Source organism: Burkholderia sp. Ac-20365 (assembly GCF_017104715.1).
In the GTDB taxonomy this organism is placed as follows: domain Bacteria; phylum Pseudomonadota; class Gammaproteobacteria; order Burkholderiales; family Burkholderiaceae; genus Paraburkholderia.
In genome coordinates this window covers 1-25,946 of the sequence record NZ_JAAGPI010000049.1, presented here as the reverse complement: position 1 = coordinate 25,946, position 25,946 = coordinate 1, and the positions used below count along the sequence as shown (strand labels likewise).

The 25,946-nt window shown below is 63.0% G+C and carries 21 protein-coding genes, 1 pseudogene and 1 riboswitch; of the genes and pseudogenes, 15 read left to right on the top strand and 7 right to left on the bottom strand.

Annotation, left to right across the window (positions count from 1 at the left end):
* Positions 1-35: 35 nt before the first annotated feature.
* Complete coding sequence (locus tag G3O01_RS40310; protein ID WP_205813059.1) at positions 36-1,712, bottom strand: isovaleryl-CoA dehydrogenase; 1,677 nt, start codon at positions 1,710-1,712, stop codon at positions 36-38.
* Positions 1,713-2,030: 318 nt separating this feature from the next.
* On the opposite strand from G3O01_RS40310, the gene G3O01_RS40305 reads away from it, so the two are divergent.
* Positions 2,031-3,689 carry a GMC family oxidoreductase N-terminal domain-containing protein gene (locus G3O01_RS40305; RefSeq protein ID WP_205813058.1) on the top strand — a complete coding sequence of 553 codons (1,659 nt, stop codon included), beginning with the start codon at positions 2,031-2,033 and terminating at the stop codon, positions 3,687-3,689.
* Between the two features lie 121 nt (positions 3,690-3,810).
* Positions 3,811-5,583, top strand: coding sequence for an OmpA family protein (locus G3O01_RS40300; protein WP_205813057.1), 1,773 nt, complete (start codon positions 3,811-3,813; stop codon positions 5,581-5,583).
* A gap of 52 nt (positions 5,584-5,635) precedes the next feature.
* Here G3O01_RS40300 and G3O01_RS40295 read toward each other — a convergent pair whose 3' ends face one another.
* Complete coding sequence (locus tag G3O01_RS40295) at positions 5,636-6,595, bottom strand: LysR family transcriptional regulator (protein WP_205813056.1); 960 nt, start codon at positions 6,593-6,595, stop codon at positions 5,636-5,638.
* Positions 6,596-6,709: 114 nt separating this feature from the next.
* Between G3O01_RS40295 and G3O01_RS40290 the strand changes: the two genes are divergently transcribed.
* From G3O01_RS40290 to G3O01_RS40230, 13 genes are all read left to right on the top strand, one after another.
* A complete protein-coding gene (locus G3O01_RS40290; protein ID WP_205813055.1) occupies positions 6,710-7,201 on the top strand; it encodes a CidA/LrgA family protein in 492 nt (163 codons plus the stop codon).
* 23 nt (positions 7,202-7,224) lie between these two features.
* Complete coding sequence (locus G3O01_RS40285) at positions 7,225-7,947, top strand: LrgB family protein (RefSeq protein WP_205813054.1); 723 nt, start codon at positions 7,225-7,227, stop codon at positions 7,945-7,947.
* A gap of 96 nt (positions 7,948-8,043) precedes the next feature.
* A complete protein-coding gene (locus tag G3O01_RS40280; protein WP_205813053.1) occupies positions 8,044-8,853 on the top strand; it encodes a glycosyltransferase family 2 protein in 810 nt (269 codons plus the stop codon).
* A 49-nt stretch (positions 8,854-8,902) separates the two neighbouring features.
* Positions 8,903-9,017, top strand: a riboswitch (S-adenosyl-L-homocysteine riboswitch).
* Positions 9,018-9,048: 31 nt separating this feature from the next.
* On the top strand, positions 9,049-10,470 hold the full coding sequence (gene ahcY, locus G3O01_RS40275) for an adenosylhomocysteinase (RefSeq protein WP_205813052.1): 1,422 nt from the start codon (positions 9,049-9,051) through the stop codon (positions 10,468-10,470).
* 150 nt (positions 10,471-10,620) lie between these two features.
* On the top strand, positions 10,621-10,974 hold the full coding sequence (locus G3O01_RS40270) for a phage holin family protein (RefSeq protein ID WP_205813051.1): 354 nt from the start codon (positions 10,621-10,623) through the stop codon (positions 10,972-10,974).
* An 18-nt stretch (positions 10,975-10,992) separates the two neighbouring features.
* On the top strand, positions 10,993-11,823 hold the full coding sequence (gene metF / locus G3O01_RS40265; RefSeq protein ID WP_205813050.1) for a methylenetetrahydrofolate reductase [NAD(P)H]: 831 nt from the start codon (positions 10,993-10,995) through the stop codon (positions 11,821-11,823).
* Positions 11,824-12,762: 939 nt separating this feature from the next.
* On the top strand, positions 12,763-14,403 hold the full coding sequence (locus tag G3O01_RS40260; protein ID WP_205813049.1) for an ABC transporter substrate-binding protein: 1,641 nt from the start codon (positions 12,763-12,765) through the stop codon (positions 14,401-14,403).
* A gap of 185 nt (positions 14,404-14,588) precedes the next feature.
* Positions 14,589-16,220 (top strand): ABC transporter substrate-binding protein, encoded by a 1,632-nt coding sequence (locus G3O01_RS40255; protein WP_205813048.1) that lies wholly within the window; start codon positions 14,589-14,591, stop codon positions 16,218-16,220.
* 154 nt (positions 16,221-16,374) lie between these two features.
* A complete protein-coding gene (locus G3O01_RS40250; RefSeq protein WP_205813047.1) occupies positions 16,375-17,388 on the top strand; it encodes an ABC transporter permease subunit in 1,014 nt (337 codons plus the stop codon).
* Between the two features lie 4 nt (positions 17,389-17,392).
* A complete protein-coding gene (locus G3O01_RS40245; protein WP_205813046.1) occupies positions 17,393-18,310 on the top strand; it encodes an ABC transporter permease subunit in 918 nt (305 codons plus the stop codon).
* 1 nt (position 18,311) lies between these two features.
* Positions 18,312-19,316: an ABC transporter ATP-binding protein gene (locus G3O01_RS40240; protein WP_205813045.1), complete on the top strand. Its 1,005-nt coding sequence runs from the start codon at positions 18,312-18,314 to the stop codon at positions 19,314-19,316.
* On the top strand, positions 19,313-20,338 hold the full coding sequence (locus tag G3O01_RS40235; RefSeq protein ID WP_205813044.1) for a peptide ABC transporter ATP-binding protein: 1,026 nt from the start codon (positions 19,313-19,315) through the stop codon (positions 20,336-20,338). Before G3O01_RS40240 ends, G3O01_RS40235 begins: the two co-directional genes overlap by 4 nt.
* A 58-nt stretch (positions 20,339-20,396) precedes the next feature.
* On the top strand, positions 20,397-21,557 hold the full coding sequence (locus tag G3O01_RS40230) for a TraB/GumN family protein (protein ID WP_241024672.1): 1,161 nt from the start codon (positions 20,397-20,399) through the stop codon (positions 21,555-21,557).
* 30 nt (positions 21,558-21,587) lie between these two features.
* On the opposite strand, the gene G3O01_RS40225 is transcribed toward G3O01_RS40230, so the two are convergent.
* From G3O01_RS40225 to G3O01_RS40205, 5 genes and pseudogenes are all read right to left on the bottom strand, one after another.
* Complete coding sequence (locus tag G3O01_RS40225) at positions 21,588-22,274, bottom strand: tetratricopeptide repeat protein (RefSeq protein ID WP_205813042.1); 687 nt, start codon at positions 22,272-22,274, stop codon at positions 21,588-21,590.
* A gap of 220 nt (positions 22,275-22,494) precedes the next feature.
* On the bottom strand, positions 22,495-23,451 hold the full coding sequence (locus G3O01_RS40220; RefSeq protein WP_205813041.1) for a DUF979 domain-containing protein: 957 nt from the start codon (positions 23,449-23,451) through the stop codon (positions 22,495-22,497).
* Positions 23,448-24,221 carry a DUF969 domain-containing protein gene (locus G3O01_RS40215; RefSeq protein ID WP_205813040.1) on the bottom strand — a complete coding sequence of 258 codons (774 nt, stop codon included), beginning with the start codon at positions 24,219-24,221 and terminating at the stop codon, positions 23,448-23,450. The genes G3O01_RS40220 and G3O01_RS40215 overlap by 4 nt, the downstream gene beginning before the upstream one ends.
* 337 nt (positions 24,222-24,558) lie before the next feature.
* Positions 24,559-25,311 (bottom strand): 5-oxoprolinase subunit PxpA, encoded by a 753-nt coding sequence (gene pxpA / locus G3O01_RS40210; protein WP_205813039.1) that lies wholly within the window; start codon positions 25,309-25,311, stop codon positions 24,559-24,561.
* Between the two features lie 17 nt (positions 25,312-25,328).
* Positions 25,329-25,946 (bottom strand): annotated as a pseudogene (locus G3O01_RS40205) (allophanate hydrolase); the annotation flags it as partial.

Here is a 25,946-nt window from a genome sequence, read left to right as displayed (position 1 = left end):
TTGTCTCTCCCTATGTTGTTGTATTTCGCGTGACGTCAGCCTGTGAATGCGCGATCGACGATAGCCGCGTGATCGAACGATGCCGGTAGCGTGCCGTAGACGCGGCCGCTTTCGCCGCAACCGTCGCCCAGACGCGTCGCGATAAACGCATCGGCGACGAAGGAAGGCGCGTGTTTCGTCAGCAGCACCGCTTGCGCGATCAGCACGAGTTGCTGCGCGATCCGTCGTGCGGATGCTTCGCGTGCTTCGGGCGCCGAGGTGAGCGCTTTCATCAGGCGTTCAAGCGCCGCGTTCAGTGCGGGATGCGCTCGTGCCGCTTCGCGCCACGCGCCGAGCAAGGCCTGCGCAACATCGGGCTCGCGCTCCATCGCGCGCAGCACGTCGAGGCACATCACGTTGCCCGAGCCTTCCCAGATCGAATTCACCGGCGCTTCGCGGTAGAAGCGCGCCATCGGCCCTTCTTCGACGTAGCCGTTGCCGCCCCAGACTTCCATCGCCTCGCCCGTGAATTCGAGCGTGCGCTTGCAGACCCAGTATTTCGCGGCGGGCGTGACTAGGCGCCGCCATGCGCGTTCTTCGGGCGCGTTCGTCGTGTCTTCGAATGCGCGCGCAAGGCGCATGAACAGCACCGTCGCCGCTTCCGATTCGAGCGAAAGATCGGCGAGCACGTTGCGCATCAGCGGTTGATCGGCGAGATGCCTGCCGAACGCGCTGCGATGCCGCGCGTGGTGAATCGCCTGCACGAGCGCCGCGCGCATCAGCGCCGCGCTGCCGATCACGCAGTCGAGCCGCGTGTAGTTCGCCATTTCGATGATGGTCGGCACGCCGCGTCCTTCGTCGCCGATCATCACGCCGTGTGCGTCGAAGAATTCGACTTCGCTGCTCGCGTTCGACCGGTTGCCGAGCTTGTCCTTCAGACGCTGCACGCGCACGGCGTTCTTGCTGCCGTCGGGCGCGAAGCGCGGCACGAAGAAGCACGACAGGCCTTCGTGATCGTCGGTGCGCGCGAGCACCAGATGCGCGTCGCACTGCGGCGCGGAGAAAAACCATTTGTGCCCGACCAGCCGGTATGCCGCGCCGCGTCCGCCGCCGCCATCCGCTGCGAATGCCTGAGTCCGGTTGCTGCGCACATCCGAGCCGCCCTGTTTTTCGGTCATGCCCATGCCGATCATCATCGATGTCTTCTGGTCGAGCGGGACATCGCGCGGATCGTGCTCGCGCGAATAAAGCTTGTCGCGCAACGTGGCGAACAGAGCGGGCTCGCGTTGCAACACGGGGATGCTGGCGAAGGTCATCGTCAGCGGACAGAGCGAGCCGGATTCGAGTTGCGCGTGCAGGAAATAGCCGGCGCAGCGCGCGACCATCGCGCCCGCCTGCGGATCGGAAAACGGCAACGCGTGCAGTCCTTCGCGGCGCAGCAAACCGAGCAGCGTGTGCCACGATGGATGAAACTCGAGCGCGTCGATACGCTCGCCGCGCGGGCTGAAAACAGACAGTTCGGGTGTGTGGCGGTTGGCCAGATCGGCGAGTGCGAGCACATCGGGCGTGGTCAGCTCGGCGCCGTCGCGCGAGAGCGTCTCGCGATGCCACGCCGCGCCTTCGCGCTCGACAGCGGCGGCCAGCGCGGCATCGCTTGCGAACAGGTTGTAGTTCGCGAGCGGCGGAACCTGGTTGGTTACTTCATGCGTGTTGCCGGGGCCGAACCGTTCCATCTGATGTCTCCGTCCGATGCACGCGCGCCGGTCTCATGCGCGCGCTGTTTGATTGGAGCGCCCAGGCCAGATGCAGAAGAGGCGGCGCGCGAGAGGCCTTGTTTGAACGCCTTCCGCGCGCAGCGTTTGGCGCGGACAGCATCTTTCATCATAGGGGCGCGTGGGGCGTTCCGTTTAGAGTGATCGCTCTGACGCCATCGGCGCGCGGACGCCCGGCGCTCCCTACAATGCGCAGACCAACACACGTAGACAAGTGTGCACGAGACAGATGCCGCCAGCAATTCGGTGCGGCGCGAAGGTCCACAAGGAGGAGCGGAGATGCAATACGACTACGTCATCGTCGGCGCGGGTTCGGGCGGCTGTTCGCTTGCCGGGCGTCTCGCGGATCAATGCCCCGATGCGACCATCGCGCTCGTCGAGGCCGGCCCGCACACGGAGCGCAATCTGTTCGTCAATATGCCGCTCGGCGTTGCGGCTATCGTGCCGTTCAAGCTCAAGACCAACTACGGCTACCTGACGACGCCGCAACCGGGCCTCGGCGGAAGGCGCGGTTATCAGCCGCGCGGGCGCGGCTTCGGTGGATCGAGCGCGATCAACGCGATGGTCTACACGCGCGGCCATCCGCTCGATTACGACGACTGGGCCCGCATGGGCTGCGACGGCTGGTCATTCGACGACGTGCTGCCGTATTTCCGACGCGCGGAAGGCAACGAGCGCGGCGCCGATGCGCTGCATGGTGCGGACGGTCCGCTTCGCGTGTCGAATCTGCGTTTTCAGAATCCGTTTTCGCATCGCTTCGTGCAGGCTGCTGTCGAAGCCGGCTTTCCGCGCAACGACGATTTCAACGGGCCGATGCAGGAAGGTGTCGGCTTCTACCAGGTGACGCAGCGCGACGGGCAGCGCTGGAGTGTCGCGCGCGCGTACATCTATGGCCGCTCGCACCCGAATCTGCACACCATTGCGGATGCCGCCGTCCTGCGCGTGCTGTTCGACGGCAAGCGCGCGACGGGCATCGAAGTGATGCGTGGCGGCGTGAAGGAAACCATCGAGGCACGCGCGGAAGTGATCGTATCGGCGGGCGCGTTCAACTCGCCGCAACTGCTGATGTGCTCGGGCATCGGTCCCGCCGGACATCTGCGCGCATTCGGCATTCCCGTCGTGCACGACGCGCCCGAAGTTGGCCGCAATCTCACCGATCACGTCGATTTCACGCTCAACAAGCGCGTGCGCTCAGCGCAGACCATCGGCTTCTCGCTGCGCGGCTTCGCGAAGATTGTGCCCGGCTTCGTCTCGTATCTGCGCAACGGGCGCGGCATGCTGACGAGCAACGTCGCGGAGGCGGGCGGCTTTCTGAAAAGCCGGCCGACACTCGACCGTCCCGATCTGCAGCTGCATTTCTGCACGGCGCTCGTCGACGATCACAACCGTCACATGCATTGGGGGCACGGCTATTCGCTGCATGTGTGCGTGCTGCGTCCGCATAGCCGAGGAACCGTCACGCTCGCGAGCAGCGATGCACGCGAGGCACCCATCATCGATCCCGCATTTCTCAGCGATCCGCGCGATCTCGATCTGCTGGTCGAAGGCGTGCATCTGTCGCGGCGCATTCTCGATGCGCCGTCGCTCGCGCTGTGCGGCGGGCGCGAACTCTATACGCGGCAAGGCCAGACGGACGCCGAATTGCGCGCGACGATCGCCGCGCACGCCGATACGATCTATCACCCGGTCGCAACTTGCCGGATGGGCGGCGACGAGCGCTCGGTAGTCGATCCGCAACTGCGTGTGCGCGGCGTGACGGGCCTGCGCGTGGTCGATGCTTCCGTGATGCCGACGCTGATCGGCGGCAACACGAATGCGCCGACGGTGATGATCGGTGAGCGTGCCGCGGATTTCATCGCCGCCACGCGCCGCGCTGGCGGCAGCCCGATTTCAGCAACCCGGACACCCGTTTGTGACATAGACCAACCGGCCAGATAAGAGAATTCCGATAAAGCTTCAAATTTGTTCGTCGGTTCAATTCTGAGATTTTCCCGCTCCTATAATCGCGCCCCAACGAAGGGCGCCCAGGCGCGCGTTTGAAATTCAGGGAAACGAATCGATGAATGTCAATGTGATTGAACGGGTCCGGTCAGCACTGCCGGACGCGGTGGTTCGGCAGCTGTCGAACTGCCTCGGATTGCCATCCGAAGCAACGGCAAAAGTTGTGGACATCACCACGCCGGCGATCGTCGCGGGCCTGATGAACAAGTGCGCAACGCTCGATGGCGCGCGTGCGCTGTTCGCGACGATCCTCGGCCAGGAAGTCAACGCGGATATCGCCGAACAACTGCCTCGCCTGATCGCGAGCACGACGGGCGTCACGCAGCTGTCGTCGACCGGGCGCCAGTTGCTCGAGCATTCGTTCGAGCGCCGTATCGACGGACTGAGCGACGCCGTGTCGATGCAAACGGGCGTGCCCGCGCATGCGACGCATGCGGTATCGGGCATCACGGGCAGCATTCTGATGGGCGTGCTCAAGCGGCACATCCTCGAGCATCGGGGCAATATCGGCCAGTTGCCCGCGTTGCTTGGCCAGCAGTTGCCGCACGTCGCGCCGTTTCTGAACGATGGCCTCACGACGGTGCTCGGTCTCGGCGGCGCAGCGGCGTTCACGCAGACGGTCGGCTCGCAGGTGCGCGCGGTGTCGTCACATTTCGATCAGCCTGCCGCGGCGCCCGCACATGCGACGGTGCATGTGAGCGGTCCGGTCGAACCCACTTTGTCTCCCACCGCGACCTCAGTTGTTCAGCCCGCGCGCGAAGTGGGCCATGTCGGCCCGAAGGCGAAGCACTGGTTCGGCGTGGCGGCCTTGTCCGCGCTGATCGGTGCGATCGTTGCGATGCTGACGTGGGTCGCATTGGCCTGGTGCCCGGCCGCGACCAGTCTGCTCGGGCGCAATGCAGCCGCGGCGACGCTCGAAACGCCCGCAGCTTCGGAAACGGCTATCGCGCCGCAAGCCGCTCAGGCGCCGCACGACGACGCGGCCAGCGCATCGGGCAAGATCGCGACCGACGCAGCGCCCGCCGTCGCAAAAGACGCGCAACTGATCGCGGCCGTCGACAAAAACGGCAAGCCGTCAATCACGGCGACCGTACAGAACGCCGCCGAAAAATCGGCGCTGCTGAACGCGCTGACGAAGAAATTCGGCGCCGGCAATGTCAACGCCGACATCACCGTCGATGAAAACCGCAAGGCCGCTGACTGGCTCGCGCAGATCGACGCGCTGATGCCGCTGCTGTCGACGCCCGGCGCGGAACTGAAGATCGACGGCACGCACGTCGAGCTGAGCGGCGCGGCCGCCGATGCGAAGTCCGGCTGGGTTGATCGCCTGAAGTCGCTGTTCGGCGCACCGTATCAGGTGAGCGCATTCGATGCGGCGCAAGCCGTGGCAAGCGCCGCGCAATCGTTCAGGAACGCGGCCAAAGCGTTGCTCGCACCGGGCACGTCGTGCGCGAGCGCGGATCTCGTCAAGACGCTGAACATGCAGGTCGTCAATTTCGCGTCGAGCGATGCACATGTGCCGCAATCGGCACTCGACGATCTGACCCAGTCGGCGCAACTGCTCAAGTCGTGCGCGACGGGCGGCCATGCGCTGAAGCTCGAAGTGGCGGGCTACTCGGACAATGTCGGCAGTGAAGCGGCGAATCTCGAACTGTCGAAGGAACGCGCCGACGCCGTACGCGCGTATCTAGTGAAGGCGGGCGTACCCGCCGATGCGCTCGTCGCACAGGGCTACGGCAACGTGCGCCCCGCGGCGAGCAATGCTACGGAAAGCGGGCGCTTCGCGAATCGACGGATCGAATTCAGCGAAGTGCAGGCTCAGGCGCAGTAAGAGCCAAACCAGCAGCAATCGATGCCGCCCGGTGCAAACCGGGCGGCATTTTTCATTTCAGCGCCGGTTTCGCGCGATCCGGAGCGGGCGCGGGCACGTCGAAAGTCGGCGGATGGGTGAAGTTGTCGGTGGTCAGGCCCGGCAGCGTCTCGCGCGCGACCTCGAGCCACGCGCGCGCCGCGTGTGACAGGTAGCCGTTGCGCCGCCAGCCGATCGCCATTTCCCATGGAATCTCAGGCGTGACGACGGGCCGGCAGGTGAACTGCGCCGCGTCGAGCCGCCGGCAATACGGTGCGGGCAACAGCGCGATGCCGACACCTGCCAGCACCAGCGCCGCCATGAAATCCCAATGTCCGCTGCGCCCAACGATGGTCGGCGCAAAACCGGCCGTACGGCACGCCGTCAGCACGACGTCATTGAGTGCGAGGCTCTCGCCGTAGAACACGAACTGTTCGTGCGCGAGATCGGCGAGCGGCACGTCCTGCAACGCATCCCAGCGTGAGCCGTGACGCGCGACGAGCCATAGCACCTGACGGGTCATCGGCAGCACGTCGATCTGGTCGTCGACGGGTTGCAGCACGCCACCGAGTTCCAGCTCACCCGAAATCAGCGCGGCCTCGATGGCCTTCGAACCCTGCTCGAACAGTTTCAATTCGACTTTCGGATAGCGCTGCCGGAACGCGGCGATAGCCGGCGTGAACAGCGATCCGCCCATCGGCGGGATGCCGATGGTCAGTTCGCCGCGCCCGAGCTTGTCGAGATCGTTCAGCTCGGCCTGCAACTGCGCGTAGGCGGCCAGCACTTCCTGGCCGCGCTGATAGACGATGCGCCCGGCATCGGTCAGCACCATCTGGCGGCCGTCGCGCAGCAGCAGCGGCGAGCCCGTTTCGTCTTCCAGCGACTTCACCATCTTGCTGATGGTCGGCTGCGTGACGAACATCTGCTCGGCCGCGACGGTGAAGCTCTGTTGCTTCACGACTTCGACGAAATAGCGGAGCGCGCGCAGTTCCATATCTATAGCCCTCGAAATTCCAATTTGGAATGCTTCTGATAATTCTAAGTCATTATATTTATGTTGCACTGCACCCTATACTGAATCTCATCCAAAAGTCACCTAGGGTTTGCCATGATCTCCCCGCTGATCGCCCGTCTTGCCGCTTCTGTCCGCCTCGATGCGACGTCGCCCGTCGCGAAGATCGGCCGGATTGCCGTGCAGAGTGCCGGCATCGCCGGAGTCTGGTTCGCCGCTGATTTCGTCGTGCGTCGTTTCGGTTTGCCCGTGCCGGGTGGCGTGGTCGGTCTCGTCGCGCTGCTCGCGCTGCTGTTCTGCGGCGGCGTCGCGCCGCGCTGGGTGAAGGCCGGCGCCGACTGGCTGCTGTCGGACATGCTGCTGTTCTTCATTCCCGCCGCGGTCGCGGCCGTCCAGTACGGCGGCCTGTTCCGCGAAGACGGTTGGCGCCTCGCGCTGGTCGTGATCGCGGGCACGCTGATGGTGATGGTGGCCGTCGCGTTTGCCGTCGAACAGGCTGCGCGTCTCGAACGCCGTCTCGCGCTGCGTCGTGTGATGGTTCAGCGCGCGCCCGTCGAGCGTCGTGCGGCCAGCCGCAACTTCCTCTAATTCACGCCCGGAACCTTCCGACGATGAGCGCCTTCTACACGTCCCTCTTCACCGACGACGCATCCCGGCTGATCGCCGCCGGCTGCTTCGTGCTGACGGTGGCGCTCTATTTCGCGTCGAAGGCGATCTACGCGCGATTCAGGTCGCCGTGGCTGACGCCGCTGCTGGCTGTGCCCGTGGTGCTGGCCGTGATCGTCGTCGTCGCGCGCATTCCTTATCCCGTCTACTTCCAGGACACACGCTGGCTGATGTGGCTGCTCGGCCCGGCTACCGTCGCGTTCGCTGTGCCTATCTATGAATACCGCGATCTGCTGCGCAAGCACTGGATTTCGCTCACCGTCGGCGTAACGGTCGGCATCGTTGTGGCCGTGGGCGGATCGCTGGCGCTGTCGAAGCTGCTGCATCTGTCGCCGGAACTGCAACGCAGCCTGATGACGCGCTCGGTTTCCACGCCGTTCGCGCTCGCGGTGTCCGACAAGATTCACGCGCCAAAGGATCTGACCGCGCTGTTCGTGATCGCGACGGGTGTGTGCGGGATGCTGTTCGGTGAGCTTGTGCTCGCGCTCGTGCCGCTGCGCACGCGGCTTGCACGCGGTGCGCTGTTCGGCGCAGCGGCGCACGGCGTCGGCACCGCGAAAGCGCGTGAACTCGGCAGCGAAGAAGGCGTCGTCGCAAGCCTGACGATGATGATCGCGGGCGTCGTGATGGTGCTGCTGGCGCCGCTGTTCGGCATACTGCCGCTTTGACGCGTCGAACAGATCCGCACCTAATTTGAGATGAGCGGCGGCGCGTGCGCCGTATGATCGGCGGCAATTTTTCAATGCCGCCGCCGGTCTCACGCGATGTCTTCGATCTCCGTCATCATTCCCTGCTACAACGCCGAACTGACACTCGCCCGCACGCTCGATAGCGTCGTCGCGCAGCCTGAAGCCGCGCAGATCATCGTGATCGACGACGGTTCACGCGATGCTTCGGCGGATATCGCCACGCGATACGCGCAGCACTATCCACAGATCGAACTGCTGCGCATGCCGCAAAACGGCGGCGCGGCGCGCGCGCGGAACTGGGGCGCGATGCACGCGCGGCACCCGCTGCTCGCCTTCATCGATGCAGACGACGAGTACCTGCCGGGCGCGCTCGCTGCGGCAGCCGCCTTCCTGCAAACCCATCCCGGCCAGCCGTCGATCCGCCTCGACGTCGACTATTGCGGCTTTCCGGCAGAGATCACGCGTCATTCCGAATTCGAAAAACACGCGGCGATACTGAGCAATACCGTACCGAGCAGTCTCGTGATTCGCCGCTCCGTGTATGCCGCGCTAGGCGGCTTTCCGCTCGACGATGTATTCCGTCGCCACGGCGGCGAAGACGGCGCGTTGTCGCTCGCGCTGCTGAACATCTTCGGCAACTTGCGTCTCGACGATTGCAAGCGCGTGCGCATGCACTATCACCCGAACATCCATGCCGAACGCTATTTCCGCATTTCTCTTGGCATGCAGCACGCAAGCGGCGAACTCGTTTCATCCACCAGAGACGCATCGTGGCGCTACGTGCGCGACGCTTATGCCGCGATCAGCGAATTGCGCAACGCGGAACTGGCGCCACATCTGACCGCGAGTTCAAACGCAGAATCCGCGCAGAATCAATCGGCATAGCCTGATTCGTCACACCGCAAGCCATCTCGTTTTGCTACAATCGCCGTTCGTCTTCGAGGAGCGTTGCGACGGGCTCGGCCCGCCAGGCTCGAAGGCTTTCAATCGGAAGGATTGGACGCGCGCCGCGCCTACAAACCAACCGCATCGAACGGCGCTCACGTCAAATTTCTAGTCATTTTTAGAAAGGAGGGCGTGATGAACGCCGCAGTTATGGATTCCCAAAATTCTCAAGATTTCGTTGTTGCCGACCTGTCGCTGGCCGACTGGGGCCGCAAGGAACTCACCATCGCCGAGACCGAAATGCCCGGTCTCATGCAAACCCGCGAAGAGTACAAGACGCAGCAGCCGCTGAAAGGCGCGCGCGTTGCTGGCTCGCTGCACATGACCATCCAGACGGGCGTGCTGATCGAAACGCTGACGGCACTGGGCGCTGACGTTCGCTGGGCATCGTGCAACATCTTCTCGACGCAGGATCACGCAGCTGCTGCGATCGCGAAGGCCGGCACGCCCGTGTTCGCATTCAAGGGCGAATCGCTCGACGAATACTGGGAGTTCTCGCACCGCATCTTCGAATGGCCGAATGGCGAATTCGCGAACATGATTCTCGACGACGGCGGCGACGCAACGCTGCTGCTGATTCTCGGCTCGAAGGCCGAGAAGGATCGCTCGGTGATCGCGAAGCCGACCAACGAAGAAGAAGTCGCGCTGTACAAGTCGATCGAAAAGCATCTCGAGATCGATCCGACGTGGTACTCGACGCGCCTCGCGCACATCAAGGGCGTGACGGAAGAAACGACGACGGGCGTGCATCGCCTGTATCAGATGGAGAAGGAAGGCCGTCTGCCGTTCCCCGCGATCAACGTGAACGACTCCGTCACGAAGTCGAAGTTCGACAACCTGTACGGCTGCCGTGAGTCGCTCGTCGACGGTATCAAGCGCGCAACCGACGTGATGATCGCCGGCAAGATCGCGGTTGTTGCAGGCTACGGCGACGTGGGCAAGGGCTGCGCGCAATCGCTGCGCGGTCTGGGCGCCACCGTGTGGGTCACGGAAATCGATCCGATCTGCGCACTGCAGGCGGCGATGGAAGGCTACCGCGTCGTGACGATGGAATACGCTGCGCCGCACGCCGACATCTTCGTGACGGCAACGGGCAATTACCACGTGATCAACCACGATCACATGAAGGCGATGCGCAACAACGCGATCGTCTGCAACATCGGCCACTTCGACTCGGAAATCGACGTTGCGTCGACGCGCCAGTACCAGTGGGAAAACATCAAGCCGCAAGTCGACCACATCATTTTCCCGGACGGCAAGCGCGTGATCCTGCTGGCTGAAGGCCGCCTCGTGAACCTGGGTTGCGCAACGGGCCACCCGTCGTTCGTGATGTCGAACTCGTTCACGAACCAGACGCTCGCGCAGATCGAACTGTTCGTCGACGGCGCGAAGTACGAGAACAAGGTTTATGTTCTGCCGAAGCAGCTCGACGAGAAGGTCGCGCGCCTGCACCTCGCGCGCATCGGCGCGAACCTGACGGAACTGTCGACGGAACAGGCTGGCTACATCGGCGTCGACAAGAACGGTCCGTTCAAGCCGAACCACTACCGTTACTAAGTCACCTGGCGGCATGACGGATGCAGCCGCGCGTTTCGGCGGGCGGCTGCATCGGACGAAGCGGATGGCTGATGCGACGCATTGCATCGGCCGATGCTTCTCGCGTGCCCTTCGAGTTCAATCCGGACTTCACGCCCACAGGAGCTGTTCATGACCGTATTGCTGACCTGGTTGATCAACGCGCTCGCGCTCTTGATCATCACCTACCTTGTGCCGTCGATTCACATCCGCAGTTTTGGCACTGCGCTGATTGTCGCGGTGGTGCTTGGGCTCATCAATACCGTCTTGCGGCCGGTGCTGATTCTGCTGACCTTGCCCGTCACGATACTCACGCTTGGGCTCTTCATTCTGGTGGTGAATGCGCTGTGCTTCTGGCTGTGCGCGTCGCTGCTGAAGGGCTTCGAGGTGTCGGGTTTCTGGTCGGCGTTTTTCGGCTCGATTCTGTACAGCATCGTGTCGTGGCTGTTGTCCGCGCTTATCTTCGGCAACCGCAGCATAGGCTGACGGGTTGCCAACAAGACCATGAACCCCATCGAACTTTCATTCGAATTTTTCCCGCCGAAGACGCAGGAAGGGCTCGAGAAGCTGCGCGCGACGCGCGAGCAGCTTCTGCCGCTCAAGCCCAAGTTCGTGTCCGTCACGTTCGGCGCCGGCGGTTCGACCCAGCAGGGCACGCTCGACACCGTGCTCGACATGGCGAAGGACGGCCTCGAAGCCGCGCCGCACCTGTCGTGCATTGGTTCGTCGAAGGATAGTCTGCGCGCGATACTCAACGAGTACCGCTCGCACGGCATCCGGCATATCGTCGCGTTGCGTGGCGATTTGCCGTCGGGCATGGGCGAGGTCGGCGAGTTGCGCTATGCGTCGGAACTGGTGAGTTTTATTCGCGCCGAGTTTGGCGACTGGTTCCGCATTGAAGTGGCGGGATATCCCGAGTATCACCCGCAGTCGCGTTCGCCGAAGCACGATCTCGAGAACTTTGCTCGCAAGGTGAAGGCGGGTGCCAATTCGGCGATCACGCAGTATTTCTTTAATGCTGACGCGTATTTCCGGTTTGTCGATGACGCGCAGAAACTTGGCGTCGATGTACCTATCGTGCCGGGGATTATGCCGATCACGAACTTTTCGCAGTTGATGCGCTTTTCCGAAATGTGCGGGGCGGAAGTGCCGCGCTGGGTCGCGCGCAGGCTCGAAAGTTTTGGCGATGACCGTGAGTCGATTCGTGCGTTTGGGCTTGATGTGGTGACGGATCTTTGTCGACGGCTCGTCGATGCCAAAGTGCCGGGTCTGCATTTTTATACCCTCAATGGTTCGGCTGCTACTAAGGCTATTTGTGAGCGGCTTGTGGGCTGACGGTTTGGTTTTGGTTTTGGTTTTGGTTTTGGTTTTGGTTTTTGTTTTGGTTTTGGTTTTTGGTTTTGTCTTGCGACGCTGAGTTGGTCTGCTTGTCGTTTCGCTGGCATCCGCGATGTGACTTACCGCTTCACGCGTCGCCCCTGTGCGGGGCGGCACCTACTTTTCTTTGCCGCGGCAAAGAAAAGTAGGCAAAAGAAAGCCGCTGAACACCGCTAATTCTTGTTCCCGCCTGAGGGCCCCCAACGGTTCCTCCCCTCCACACGGCAACCTCGCTGGTCGATGCCCGTTGCCAGCGCCTTGAACGGGCGCCTCACCCGCTTCACACGCCCGCGTCGCCACAAGCGCGATCGCATCTCCCACGTTCTATAGCGGCAAACTGTGTGTCGGCTTTCGCGGCGTACGCACATCACTCCGGACTGAAAACCACTGGCACGGCGAAAGCACGATCGGTGTCGTAAGAGCGCTGACGCGTGGAGCACTACGGCCTACACACAGTTTGCCACCTGGGCGGCATCAACCATTCGCTGCTGCCAGCTGCGCTACGGGTGATTGAAGTGGGTGAGGCGCCTGTTCGAGGCGTTGGCAACGGGCAGTAACCGGGAAGTTGCCGTGTGAAGTGGAGGACCCGTTGGGGGCCCTCAGGCGGTGGTCAGGAACGGGCGGTGTTAGCCCGCTTTCTTTGCTTACTTTCTTTGCGGCGGCAAAGAAAGTAAGTGCCGCCCCGCACAGGGGCGACGCGTGAAGGGGTACATCACATCGCGGATGCCAGCGAAACCACAAGCAAACCACCCCAGCGTCGCAAGACAAAACAAAAACCAAACCCAAAACCAAAACCAAACCCAAAACCCGAAAGCAGAGTGAAAACCCATATTGAACCTGATTATTGGCTGACTATGATCCAAGGGCACTCGACCCAGCTGCCTTGCGGAGAACGCCATGCCAATGTCATCGACGCTGTCTGCAGTTCGAAAAGTTCGAAAAGTTCGAAAAGCCATCACAATCCTCGCGGCGCTAGCCATCCCTGCTCTAAGCACTGCGGCACCCTTGCCGGATAAAACCGTTGTCTTCTGCTCAGAAGGCAGCCCGGCGGGCTTCGACACCGCCCAATACACGACGAGCGTCGAATTCAGCGCCGGCTCATACACCGTCTACAACCGGCTAGTAGAGTTCGGCCACGGCAGCACCGACATCGAGCCCGGCCTCGCCGAAAAATGGGATGTCTCCAGCGACGGCCTGCAATACACGTTTCACCTGCGCAAAGGCGTGAAATTCCAGACAACGTCGTTCTTCAAGCCGACGCGCGACTTCAACGCGGACGACGTCGTGTTCACGTACACGCGCATGCTCGATCCCGAACAGCCGTTCCGCAAGGCCTACAACGTGCCGTTCCCGTACTTCAACGATCTCGGCCTCGCCAAGAACATCACCAAGGTCGAAGCGGTCGATCCGTACACCGTCCGTTTCACACTGAAGGAAGTCGACGCGCCGTTCCTGCAGCAGATCGCAATGCCGTTCGCGTCGATCCTGTCGGCCGAATATGCGGACCAGCTGCTCAAAGCGGGCAAGGCGTCCGATATCAACCTGTTCCCCGTCGGCACCGGGCCGTTCATCTTCCGCAGCTATACGAAGGACGAGTCGATCCGCTTCGACGGCAATCCGGATTACTGGAAGCCCGGCGTCGTAAAGGCGGGCAAGCTGATCTTCGCCATTACCGTCGATCCCTCCGTGCGCCTGCAAAAGCTCAAGCGCAACGAATGCCAGGTGATGAGCTATCCGAAGCCCGCGGATATCCCGCAGATCCAGTCGGATTCGTCGCTCGCATTGCCGCATCAGGTGGGCTTCAATCTGGGTTTTATCGCGTACAACACGACCAAAAAGCCGCTCGATAACGTGCTCGTGCGCCGCGCACTCGATATGGCCGTCAACAAGAAGGCGATCATCGATTCCGTCTATCAGGGCGCCGGCCAGGCCGCGACCAATCCGATGCCGCCCACGCAATGGGGTTACGACAAGAGCCTCAAAGACGCACCGTACGACGTCGACAAGGCCAAGGACCTGCTCAAGCAGGCGGGCTATCCCGACGGCTTCGACCTGACGCTATGGGCGATGCCCGTTTCGCGTCCGTACAACCCGAACGCGCGCCTGATGGCCGAAATGCTGCAGGCGGACTGGGCGAAGATCGGCGTGACGACGAAAATCGTCACCTACGAGTGGGGCGAATACATCCGCCGCGGACACAGTGGCGAGCATGAAGCGATGCTGATCGGCTGGACGGGCGACTACGGCGACCCGGACAACTGGCTCGGCGTGCTGCTCGGTTGCGACGCCGTCAACGGCAGCAATTTCTCCAAATGGTGCTACAAGCCGTTCGACGATCTGATCAAGGCCGCCCGCAGCACAACTGACATGTCAGTGCGCACCAAGGACTACACGGAAGCCCAGAAAATCTTCAAGGATCAGGTTCCTTTCACTCCGATTGCACACTCTACTGTGTACCAACCGCTGTCGAAGGCGATCACCGGCTTCAAAATCGACCCGTTCGGTCCGACCCAGTTCTGGAACGTCGGCCTGAAGTGAGCAACTTTCGGCATTTGCACCTAATTTCGCTCTAGTTCAAAAGCGCTGCCGCAGCCGGTGCGGTAGCGCTTCCAGAAGCTGTTTCCGATCGTCAACAAAGTTAATTTCCTCCAATTGCGGCCCCTGGCAAAGCTGAGTAATATCGCGCAACGCTGGTTTTTGCCGGCGCTGATCCTGGAGGAAACATGAAGCAAAACAAACTGTTGCGCGCGGCTCGGCTCACGATGCTGGTCGCGACGGCAGCGGCATCGATGGCGGGGACCCAACTGGCGAACGCCGCCGATATCCCGAACAAAACCCTCGTGTACTGCTCGGAAGGCAGTCCGGCGGGCTTTGATCCGGCGCAATACACCACGGGCGTGGATTTCACGGCCAATACGTTCACGGTTTATAACCGCCTCGTCGAATTCGAACGCGGCGGCACGAAGGTCGAGCCGGGCCTCGCAGAAAAGTGGGAAGTCTCGCCGGACGGCAAGACGTACACGTTCCATCTGCGCCACGGCGTCAAATTCCACACCACGTCATGGTTCAAGCCGACCCGCGAATTCAACGCGGATGACGTCGTGTTCACGTTCCAGCGCATGCTGGATACGAACCAGCCGTTCCGCAAGGCTTACCCGGTGCAGTTCCCGTACTTCACCGACATGGGTCTCGACAAGCTGATCGACAAGGTCGAAAAGGTCGACCCGTACACGGTCAAGTTCACGCTGAAGGAAGTCAACGCGCCGTTCATCCAGAATCTGGCAATGGAATACGCGTCGGTTCTGTCGGCTGAATATGCAGATTCGCTGCTGAAGTCGGGCAATGCCGCCGACATCAACCAGAAGCCGGTCGGCACGGGTCCGTTCATCTTCCGCAGCTACACGAAGGACGCGACGATCCGTTTCGACGGCAATCCGGACTACTGGAAGCCGAACACCGTCAAGATCTCGAAGCTGATCTTCTCGATCACGCCGGACGCCGGCGTGCGCGTGCAGAAGCTCAAGGCCGGCGAATGCCAGGTGATGAGCTATCCGCGTCCCGCCGACATCGCGCCGCTGAAGGCCGATTCGAGCATCGACATGCCGTCGCAACCGGGCTTCAACCTGGGCTATCTGTCGTACAACGTCCAGCACAAGCCGGTCGACAAGCTCGAAGTGCGTCAGGCACTCGACATGGCGATCAACAAGAAGGCGATCATCGAGTCCGTTTATCAAGGTGCAGGCCAGGCCGCGACGAACCCGATGCCGCCTACGCAATGGTCGTATGACAAGAGCCTGAAGATGCCGGCATACGATACGGAAAAGGCCAAGGCGCTGCTCGCCAAGGCTGGCTTCCCGAACGGTTTCGACATCACGCTGTGGGCAATGCCGGTTCAGCGCGCATACAACCCGAACGGCAAGCTGATGGCCGAAATGATCCAGGCCGACTGGGCCAAGATCGGCGTGAAGGCGAAGATCGTCACGTACGAATGGGGTGAGTACATCAAGCGCGCTCACGCAGGCGAAGACGACACGATGCTGATCGGCTGGACGGGCGACAACGGCGACCCGGACAACTGGCTCGGCACGCTGCTCGGCTGCGACGCGGTGAACGGCAACAACTTCTCGAAGTGGTGCTACAAGCCGTTCGACGATCTCGTGAAGAAGGGCCGTGAAACGACGGCTCAGGCAGATCGCACGAAGGCGTATGTGCAGGCGCAGCAGATCTTCGCGCAGCAACTGCCGTTCTCGCCGATCGCTCACTCGACGGTGTATCAGCCGGTCAGCAAGAAGGTTGTCGACATGCGCATCGAGCCGCTCGGCTATGCGCGCTTCGACGGCGTCAGCATGAAGTAAATCACGTGATGCGGTGGGCTTCGTTGCCTGCTGCATCCCATACGCAGTACGCTTTTCGTTCGGTTAGAAGACTGGTCGAAATGGTCCGGCGACCGGGGTCACGAGCCCTCGTCGCCGGTTGCGTTTTTTCTCACCAAGACCATAGGGACGAACCATGTTCCGATTCGTTTTGCGCCGCATCGGGATGGTCATACCGACTTTCATCGGTATCACGATCCTCGCGTTCGCGCTCATTCACCTGATCCCGGGCGACCCCATCGAAGTGATGATGGGCGAGCGCGGCGTCGACCCGGCCATGCACGCTGCCGCGATGCAGCGCCTGGGGCTCGACGAACCGCTGCCCATCCAGTACCTCCATTACGTGGGTCACGCGCTGCAGGGGAACCTCGGCACGTCGATCATCACCAATACCAGCGTGATGAGCGAATTCACGGCCCGTTTCCCCGCCACCGTCGAGCTGTCGATCTGCGCGATGCTGTTCGCATTGATCGTCGGCCTGCCGGCGGGTGTGTTCGCTGCACTGCGGCGCGGCACGGCCGTCGACCACGGCGTGATGGGCACGGCGCTGACCGGCTACTCGATGCCGATCTTCTGGTGGGGCTTGATCCTCATCATGTTCTTCTCGGCGAAGCTCGGCTGGACGCCTGTGTCGGGCCGCATCGCGGTTGAATACGACATTCCGCACGTGACCGGCTTCCTGCTGATCGACTCGCTGCTGCCCGGCACGGACGAAGGCTCGTTCCGCTCGGCGCTGTCGCACCTGATCCTGCCGTCGATCGTGCTCGGCACGATTCCGCTCGCCGTGGTCGCGCGGATGACGCGTTCGTCGATGCTCGAAGTGCTGCGCGAAGACTACATCCGCACCGCGCGGGCGAAGGGTTTGTCGCCGGGACGCGTGATCGTCGTGCATGCATTGCGTAACGCATTGATTCCCGTCGTGACCGTGATCGGCCTGCAGGTCGGCACGCTGCTCGCGGGCGCGGTGCTGACGGAGACCTTGTTCTCGTGGCCGGGCATCGGCAAATGGCTGATCGACGCGATCGGCCGGCGCGACTATCCCGTCGTGCAGGGCGGTATCCTGATGATCGCGACACTCGTGATCGTCGTGAACCTCGTCGTCGACTTGCTGTACGGCGTGCTTAATCCGCGCATTCGCCATACGAGGTAATACCGTGGCAGACATCCAAAATACAGTCCCCCAGGCGGTTACACCGCCCAGCGGCCGGGTTCTCGCCGCCCGTGAATTCTGGTCCAACTTCTCGCGCAATCGCGGCGCCGTCGGCGCCGGGATTATCGTGCTGATCCTGATCTTCATCGCGATCTTCGCGCCGCTGATCGCCCCGCACAGCCCGATCGAGCAATACCGCGATTCCGTGAAGGTTCCGCCCGCGTGGCTCGACGGCGGGAGCTGGAAGTTCGTGCTCGGCACCGACGAAGCGGGCCGCGACATCCTCTCGCGTCTGATGTACGGCGCGCGCCTGTCGTTCTGGATCGGCTTCGTCTCGGTGATCCTCGCGCTGATTCCCGGCATCGTGCTCGGTCTGATCGCCGCGTTCTTCGAGAAATGGGCCGACACGCCGATCATGCGCATCATGGACGTGCTGCTCGCGCTGCCGTCGCTGCTGCTTGCGGTGGCGGTGGTTGCGATCATCGGTCCGGGTCTGGTGAACACGATGCTGGCGATCGCCATCGTCGCGTTGCCTGGCTACGTGCGTCTGACGCGCGCGTCGGCGCTCGGCGAGTTGCACAAGGAATACGTGATGGCCTCGCGCGTCGCGGGCGCCAGCACGTTCCGCCTGATGTTCTCGCAAGTGCTGCCGAACTGCACCGCGCCGCTGATCGTGCAGGCCACGCTCGGCTTTTCGTCGGCGATTCTCGATGCCGCCGCGCTCGGCTTCCTCGGCCTCGGCGTGCAACCGCCGTCGGCGGAGTGGGGCGCGATGCTCGCGTCGGCACGCGACTACATCGACAGCGCATGGTGGATCGTCACCATGCCCGGTCTCGCCATCCTGATCTCGGTGCTCACGATCAACCTGCTCGGCGACGGGCTGCGCGACGCACTCGACCCGAAACTCAAAAGGTTGGCCTGACATGAGCAACGGTAACCTGCTAACAATCCGCAATCTGGCGGTGAACTTCAGCGGCCTGCCCGCTGTCGATCGAATCAATCTGAACGTGGCGCCGGGCGAAGTGGTCGGCGTCGTCGGTGAATCGGGCTCGGGCAAGAGCGTGACGATGATGGCGCTGATGGGCCTGATCGACGCGCCCGGCAAGGTCACCGCCGACGAAGTCACGTTCGACGGCAAGGACCTGCTGAACGCGTCGCCGAAAGCGCGCCGCAAGATCATCGGCAAGGACGTGGCAATGGTGTTTCAGGACGCGCTGACGAGCCTGAACCCGAGCTACACCGTCGGCTATCAGATCAAGGAAGTGCTGAAGCTGCACGAAGGCCTGAAGGGCGACGCGCTCAACAAACGCGCGCTCGAACTGCTCGATCAGGTCGGCATTCCGGACGCGAAGAACCGCATCAACACGTTCCCGCATCAGATGTCGGGCGGCATGAACCAGCGCGTGATGATCGCGATGGCGGTGGCCTGCAACCCGAAGCTGCTGATCGCCGACGAGCCGACCACCGCGCTCGACGTGACCATTCAGGCGCAGATCATGCAACTGCTGGTGCAGTTGCAGAAAGAGCGCGGCATGGCGCTGGTGCTGATCTCGCACGATCTGGCCGTGGTGTCGGAAGTCGCGCAGCGCGTGGCCGTGATGTACGCGGGCGAAGTGATCGAGACGAACCGCGTGCCCGATATCTTCACCGCGCCGCATCATCCGTACACGGAAGCGCTGCTGGCGGCGATTCCCGAGCACAACGTCGGCGCGGTGCGGTTGTCCGCGCTGCCGGGCATGGTGCCGGGGCGTGACGACCGGCCGAAGGGATGCCTGTTTGCGCCGCGCTGCAAATACGTCGTGGACGATTGCAACAAGGCGCGTCCGGCGCTTTCGGCACTGACGGAGCACGACGCAGCAGCCCAGGTCCGCTGCATCAAGCCGCTGAACCTGGTTCGCGATGCCATTCAACACGGAGGCGCACGATGAATGCAGTACCCGAAACGCGGCGCTCCGCTGGCAGCACCGCGAATGACCACGTGCTGGTCGCCGACAACCTCGCGCGTTACTACGACGTGAAGCGCGGCATGTTCGGCCACGGCACGGTGAAGGCGCTCAACGGCGTATCGTTTCACCTGGAACGCGGCAAGACGCTTGCTGTGGTCGGCGAATCCGGCTGCGGCAAATCGACGCTGGCGCGCCAGCTGACGATGATCGAAGCGCCTTCGGCCGGACGTCTGCTGATCGACGGTGAAGACGTCGCTGGCGCGAGCCACGAGAAGATCGCGCAACTGCGCCGCCGCGTGCAGATGGTGTTCCAGAACCCGTTTGCGTCGCTCAATCCGCGCAAGACCGTCGAGCAGACGCTGAACGAGCCGCTCGCGATCAACACGCAACTGAGCGCGAGCGAGCGTAGCGAACGCATCGCGCACATGATGCGCACCGTCGGCCTGCGGCCCGAGCATGCGAAGCGTTATCCGCATATGTTCTCGGGCGGCCAGCGCCAGCGCGTGGCCATTGCGCGCGCGATGATTCTCGATCCGCAGATCGTCGTCGCCGATGAACCCGTCTCCGCGCTCGACGTGTCGATCCAGGCGCAGATCCTGAACCTGTTCATGGACCTGCAGGATCAGTTCAAGACGAGCTATGTATTCATCTCGCACAATCTGTCGGTGGTCGAGCACATTGCGGACGACGTGATGGTGATGTACTTCGGCGGTGTCGCCGAGCTTGGCGACAAGAAGCGCATCTTCAGCAAGCCGCGTCATCCGTACACGCGCGCGCTGATGTCCGCGACGCCGTCGATCTTCGAAGCGGATCGCCGCATCCAGATCAAGCTGCAAGGTGAGATGCCGTCGCCGCTTAATCCGCCGTCGGGCTGTACGTTCCACCAGCGTTGCCCGTATGCTATCGAGCGTTGCCGCAAAGAAGAGCCAAAGCTGCGTGAAGTGGATGGTCGCCAGGTCTCGTGTCACCGCGCCGAGGAGGTGGGAGACGACACGAATGCATGATGGGGTGGCGGCGCGTGATGTTACGCGCCGTCACGCGCGTCGTTTGCATGTTCAATCCATGAAGCATGCAGGCGGCGCGCGCATTGTGTCTTCGCGTGTTGGATCGTCCTGCCGGCGGATCAGGCGCGTCCTTTTGGGCGCGCTGCTCGTCGCGGTGGCGCAATGCCCTTTGTTGCCGTCGCATCCGTTCGCTGTGATCGCCCCGGCCTATGCCGCGGGCGCATCGGCGAATACGCCTGTGCAGGCCGCGCAGGCCAACCAGGTCGGCCGCCCGGCCGTTCCTGTGCCGCACACGCCGTCGCAACCGCGCGCGACGCTGCCCGGTTTCAATCCACCGCCTTCCTTCGCCAGCGGCACGACCGCGAGCGGCCCGGTGCGCACGCAACCGGCGCGCATGCCTTTCTATGTCGCGACGCGCGGCAGAACCACGATTTATCTGCTCGGCACGCTGCATGTCGGCGATCCGAACGACTATCCGCCGAACCATCCGTTCCGGGCGCCGATTCTCGGCGCGCTGGCCGCCTCGCCGACGCTTGCGCTCGAACTGTCGCCCGACGATCTGCTCGTCTCGCAGGACGATGTGTCGAAGTACGGCGTGTGCGCGCACGAATGCTTGCCGAAGCTGTTACCCGAGCCGCTGTGGCACAAGCTGGCGATGCGTCTGCGCGGCAATCCCGCCGCGCTCGATGAAATCCGCAAGATGCGGCCGTGGCTCGCGTCACTGCTGGTCGAAACCTACGATTCGCTGAGCGCCGGCCTGCAAACCGAATACGGCACGGAAGCGCAGCTGCAGAACGTGTATCTGCGGCAGAGGGGGAAGATTGTCGGGCTGGAGACGCTCGGCGAGCAAATGCGCGCCTTCACGGGGCTGACGCTCGCGCAGCAGCGCGAAATGCTCGCGCAGGATCTGGTGCAGACGCCCGCCGAAAATGTCGCTGATGTGCAGACCTTGCACCGGCTATGGCGCGTCGGCGATGCGGACGCGATTGCCGCGTGGGAAGCGGCGAAGTCGGAGAAGCTGGCGCGCGACCCGCGCGTCTCCGCGCAGGTCGACAACAAGATCGTGTTCGATCGCAACCGGCGCTTCGTCACCCGGATGCTGCAGATTGCCGCGCCGAACAAGCCGGTGTTCGTCGCGATCGGCGCGCTGCATCTGGGTGGGCAGAAGGGCGTGCTGCAGTTGCTGCGGCAGCGCGGCTTCGTCGTCGATCCTTATTGATCGACCTTACTGATCGGCCTTACCGCGCGATCAGACGCTTGCGACGTTGGCAACACGCAGACGGCCGGCATGCGACGCGAGATGCAGCGCATTTTCCAGCGCATCGAGCGGTATGTCTTCCGATTCGCCCGACTTCAAACACACATTGGCCGTGCGCGCGTTCAGCGAAAGCAGCGCGCGATAGTGCTCGTCAGCGTCGTCGAATTGCATAAGACGGTCGAGCGCGGAGCCGAGATTCAGATGCACGTCCGCCAGCAACGGATCGATCTTCAGCGCCTCGCGATAGTGATGCACCGCTTCGCCGAGCTTGCCTTCGGATTCCAGCGCGACGGCGATGTTGTTGTGCGCATCGGGCGAGCGCGAATCGAGCGCCAGCGACACGCGATAGCAACGCAGCGCGAGCGCTTTCTCACCGAGCGCGTCGGCAACGAAGCCGCGGTCGTTCCAGCATTCCGCATTGTCCGGTTCGAGTTCGAGCGAGAGATCGATGTATTCGAGTGCCTCTGCGTGCTGGCCGCGCTGATGCAGCAGAACGCCGTAGTAGTGCAGCACGTCGGGTTGTTCGGGGCAGATATCGAGAGCTTCGCGGTACAGCGCTTCGGCTTCGGTGAAACGGCATGCGCGATGCGCTTCGAGCGCAAACGCGAGGGTGACGGGGAAAAGGTGATCGGCGGAGGAAGCTGAGGAGGAAGATGGGGCGGCGGATTGCGTTTGCATGGCGATGCTCTCCAGACTCTCGAAGAAGCCGGCGCATCTTTGTCGATGCGCCGGTCTGTGAACGATGGAACCATCACAGGTTAGGTTCGAGGCCTCGACCGAACTATCAGAAGCATCCTAAAAAGGGTGATGCGCCTTGTGAAACCGGCCGCGCGGGCGGATCGCCGGTCCTGGAAATAGGAATCGCAAGCCGCCCGCAGTCTGGATCAACACAAACGCGTTACAGGAACATCAGGAAGTTGAGCAGGAAGATGTTCACGACGAGCAGCGTGAGCGCGGTCGGAATCTGCACCTTGATCACCGCGTTCTTGTCCGGCAGTTCGAGCAGCGCGGCGGGCACCATGTTGAAGTTCGCGGCCATCGGCGTCATCAGCGTGCCGCAGTAGCCCGAAAACATGCCGATCGCGACCATCACGGCCGGGTTGCCGTGGAACACATTGACGAGGATCGGCACGCCGACGCCGCCCGTCATCACCGGGAAGGCGGCGAAGCCGTTGCCCATCACCATCGTGAAGAGCGCCATGCCGATGCAGTAGACGGCCACGGCGATCAGCCGGTAGTCGAGGCTGATGTACGCGGTCGTCACGTGCGCCACTGCCTTGCCGACGCCCGCGTCCGAGAACACGAGGCCGAGCATGCCGAGCATCTGCGGCAGCACGGCCGCCCACGACAGCGCATCGACCAGACGGCGCGCTTCCTTCATCGACTGGCCGACGGTGTCGCGCGTCATCACGCAGGCGAACGCCAGCGCGATCACGCAGCCGATGCCGAAGCCGATCAGCGTGACGTTCTTCTGCTCGATCAGCGGCGTGCCGCCGAACACGAGGTGACTCGCCGACAAGGTGATGATCACCGTGACGACCGGAATCGTCAGCGCCGGAACGAACAGCTTGTTGTTGAGGCGCGCGGCGCTTGCCTTGCGGGCCTCTTCGGAGAGCACCCTGGCCTTGCCGGCGGTTACGCCGCCAAAGCCGGCGATCAGCGCCATTGCGATCACGAGCACGCCGACCAGTTCGACAGGCAATTTGTCGCCGATCAGGAAGATCAGCGCGTAGATGATCCAGAAACCGCCCGCCGTGAGGCGGCGCGGATGGTCCTTATCGGTGACGATCATGCCGCCGATCACCAGCAGCACGATGCCGAGCAGCCAGAACAGATAGTTGATGGTGAGTGTCATGCTTCGTCCCCAGTGGCCGATTGCGTCGCAGGCTTGCCTGTCGCGCTGTTATGGTGGTTCGACGCCGTTTGCGCCGCGGTGTTGCCGCGCAACTCGCGTTCTAGCTTGCGATCGAGCAGCCAGAGCCGGAAGCCGTGAATCAGGAACGCGCAGATGGCAGTCGGAATGCCCCACACGGCGACGTGGATCGGCTCGACGGTGATGCCCGCTTCCTTCAGGAACGTGACCATCAGCACGATCGCGCCGAACGCGACGAAGATGTCCTCGCCGAAGAAGAGGCCCACGTTGTCGGTGGCGGCCGAGAATGCGCGCAGCTTGTAGCGCACGCTATCGGTGAGCTTGCCGAAGCGCGTTTCCGTCGCGCCTTCCGCCATCGGCGCGATCAGCGGACGCACCATCTGCGGATGACCGCCGAGGCCGGTCAGGCCGACCGCCGCCGTCAGCTCGCGCACGAGCAGATAGACGATCAGCAGACGCCCGGCCGTGGCGGCCTTGATGCTGGCGATCCACGTCTGCGCGCGTTCGCGCAGCCCGTGCCGCTCGAGCAGGCCGATCACCGCGAGCGGCAACAGGATGATGAGCGGGATATTGCGTGTCTTGATGAAGCCGCTGCCGATGGCAGCGAGGATTTTGTCGGGCGGGAAATGCGCGGCAATCGCGGTGATGACGGCGGCCGCGGCCACGATCAGCATCGGATTGAAGCGCAACACAAACCCGACGATGATGACCGCGACGCCAATGAGCGGCCATAGATTGACGGTGGACTGCATGTAGATCTCCAGAGGTGGTCCTGCATTGGGACACCGCTCGTGGCGGCGAACTTTAATGGCGCCGGGCCATGCTTTGCGGCCCGGTTTCCCTACCTGCCGTGCGGCTCTTGGTGGCTGCATCGGCTGCACTGCCTGTCGTTGCTGCGGGAACTGCTGTGGTGCTTTAGTGCTTTAGTGCTGCTACGGTGACTGCCGAACTTCTGAAGCTTCAAAAATCCATTGGCAACTGGCGATGTTGCTTTTTCGCCAGATACCTGGAAACACCTGGAAAATGCCCCGCGAAAAGCGGGGCGTACGTTGCTGCGAGATTTCTGTGTTTCAGGGCCGGGTGCCGGAATCAGACACGCGCCGCGCCGGCCGCATGCACGTCGATGCCCGCTGCTTCGAGCGCCTTGCGAATGCGCTGTGCGAACGCGAGCGCATGCGGGCCGTCGCCGTGCAGGCAGATGGTCTGCGCGTTGAGCGGCACCCATTCCCCCGTGACGGCCTGCACGCGTTGCTCACGCACCATCTTCAGCGTGCGCTCGAGCACTTCGTCCTCGTCTTCGAGCAGCGCGCCCGGTTCCTTGCGCGGCACGAGCGACCCGTCCGCGCGATAGCCGCGGTCGGCGAACACTTCTTCGATTGCAACGAGGCCCACGTTGCGCGCGGCCGTCACCAGCCCGCTGTTGGCAAGCGCGAACACCGCCACGGACGGATCGAAGTCATGCACGGCCGAGACGATCGCATCGGCGATCTTCGCGTCGCGCGCGGCCTGGTTGTAGAGCGCGCCGTGCGGTTTCACGTGCGCGATGCGTCCGCCCTCGGCCTGCGCAATCGCCGACAGTGCGCCGAGCTGATACAGCACGCCTGCGTAGATTTCTTCGGCGGGCAGATCCATTTCCTTGCGGCCGAAGTTTTCCGGGTCGTTGAAGCTCGGATGCGCGCCGATCGACACGCCTTTCTCCACCGCCCAGCGCACGCATTCGCGCATCGCGTTCGGCCCGCCTGCGTGCCAGCCGCACGCGATATTCGCCGAGCTGACGAGATCGAGCAACGCCTCGTCGGAGCCGCATCCTTCGCCGAGATCGGCGTTCAAATCGATTTCCATGATGTTCCTCGTTGGTCTTACACCGCTGCGGACGCGGCGAGCCGCGCGCAGCGTTCTTCATGCATGCCGATTGCGGCATCGATCTGCCGCAGGTACTTGCGTTCTTCGATCAGCGCCTGGCGCGCCTCGTAGGTCGTGGTCGGAATGAAGCGCACCGCGCCGTTCAGGCGGATCTGCGCGAGCTTCCACAAGTCGGCGTGAATCACCGCGCCGATCTTCGGATAGCCGCCCGTGGTCTGCGCGTCGCTCATCAGGATGATCGGCTGGCCGTTCGGCGGCACCTGGATTGTCCCCGGCATCACTGCGTGCGACAGCAGATCGCGCTTTTGCGTGCGCTTTAACTGATTGCCCGACAGCCGGTAGCCCATCCGGTTGCTGTTCGGCGTGACGAGCCACTCGTCGTTCCAGAAGGTCTGCTGCGCGTCTTCCGTGAAGGTGTCGTACTCGGGGCCGGGCAGCACGCGGATGGGCGGCGCCCACGCGACGCCCGACGGATGACGTCCACGCCGCACCGGTTCGTCGACCAGCACGAACTTGCACCAGGCGGGCGCTTTCACGCCGAACTCGGGCGCATCGGGCGAAAAGCCGGAACCCACGCCCGCGCGCGGCGCGCCGACGGGCAGCCGGTCGCCGTC